We start from the raw sequence: 1,374 nt of genomic DNA, 5'->3' as shown, positions 1-1,374 counted from the left end.
TACTTCCGTTTCGAATGCATCGTTCTTTTGCAGGCGCGTGAATTCGTCAAGGCTAATGGAACCCTCTCCGAAAATGAGATCAAGATCGCCTTTCTCGAAGGCTAGTACCCGAGTTTCGGCATCCGGTATGATACGGACCGTGATCTTGTCCAGTTCAGGCTGTTCGCCCCAATAGTTCGGGTTTTTCACGAATACGCTGTATTCATCCTGCTTGTATTCTTCAAGCATCCATGGCCCCGTGCCGATGGGAGACTGAATGCTTTCCAGCGTATTGTCCCCTTCCGGGAAGCCTGCATCGGCCAAGAAGCGGAATGGACGCACGGTCGTTAAGTCCTGCAAAACCGGATAGTACGGCTCTGACATGACAAGCTTGACGGTGTACTCGTCAACAAGCTCGAGGTGATCCAGCAATTTGGCCGTTCCCAGCCAACTATGCGTCGTCTTGTTTTGCAGGATCGCGTCTATGTTACGCTTGACGCTAGCGGCGTTGAACGGTGTTCCGTCCGAGTATTGGACGTCCTCCCGAAGATGGAAAGTATATTCTTTGCCGTCCTCGCTAATCTCCCAACTGGTGGCCAAATGAGGCTTGATTTTTCCCCCTTCGCCGTACTCAACCAGCGGTTCGTAAATCATGGATTGTGAGAACAGCTGTGATGGATAGTACGCGTGCGGATTAGATGGACCCAAATCCCTCATCCATGAAACCGTTATTTCTTTAGCTCTTTCCTGTTCCCCGTTAGCTGACGCAGATGGTGCTGCCTCCTCTTTTTTGGAACATGCCGCTGTTACAGCAAGCAGAAGCATAAATAGCATGACAAGTATGCCTTGGAACATTTTTCTCTTTCGCATGGTAAAGCCCCCTAAAACATTAATGAGAATGAAAATCATCTTCAATTTATGTTAAGGAGTTTGGTATGATTGAACAATGGATATATTTCTGATTTTTTATAGCACAAAAAACAGAACCGGGCTTGCGACAATTGACTTGTCTATGCATGTCTTGCTTGGAACCGCGGTTCAAAATACATTTGGTTAAGGAGCACAACATGGAACGTTCAACAATTGACGGAAAAGAAATTTCCTTTTTGCCGAATGAAGGATACGACATATACATCCCTCAAAGCGTGAGACTTTTCCGCAGGCTGTCCTGCAAACAGCTTATCCCGAGCTCGCCTGGGGCGCATCGCCTCGTCGTGTTTAAGTCGACATCCGGTGTGTTACACTTGAGGAAGCATTTCGTACAGACCGAAAAAAACGATGTCTTACTGCTTGCACCTGATGCGCAGGCCAGCATTCAATTCGTCGATCCGCACGAAGAAACATTGGCGGACGATGAAGCCCCCAATGTTTCTTCGTGCGGATCGACGAATTGAA

1 protein-coding gene is annotated in these 1,374 nt (G+C 47.9%); it reads right to left on the bottom strand.

The genetic code is table 11. The features are described 5' to 3' along the window. On the bottom strand, nucleotides 1-849 hold an 849-nt coding region (locus GRP75_RS27035; RefSeq protein ID WP_237449219.1), incomplete at its 3' end, for an ABC transporter substrate-binding protein. Nucleotides 850-1,374: the final 525 nt, after the last annotated feature.

Origin of the sequence: Paenibacillus sp. OT2-17, from assembly GCF_009827695.1 — a bacterium.
In the GTDB taxonomy this organism is placed as follows: domain Bacteria; phylum Bacillota; class Bacilli; order Paenibacillales; family Paenibacillaceae; genus Paenibacillus; species Paenibacillus polymyxa_B.
Note: the sequence above shows the minus strand (reverse complement) of the source record. Positions and strands in the feature narration are given on the sequence as shown.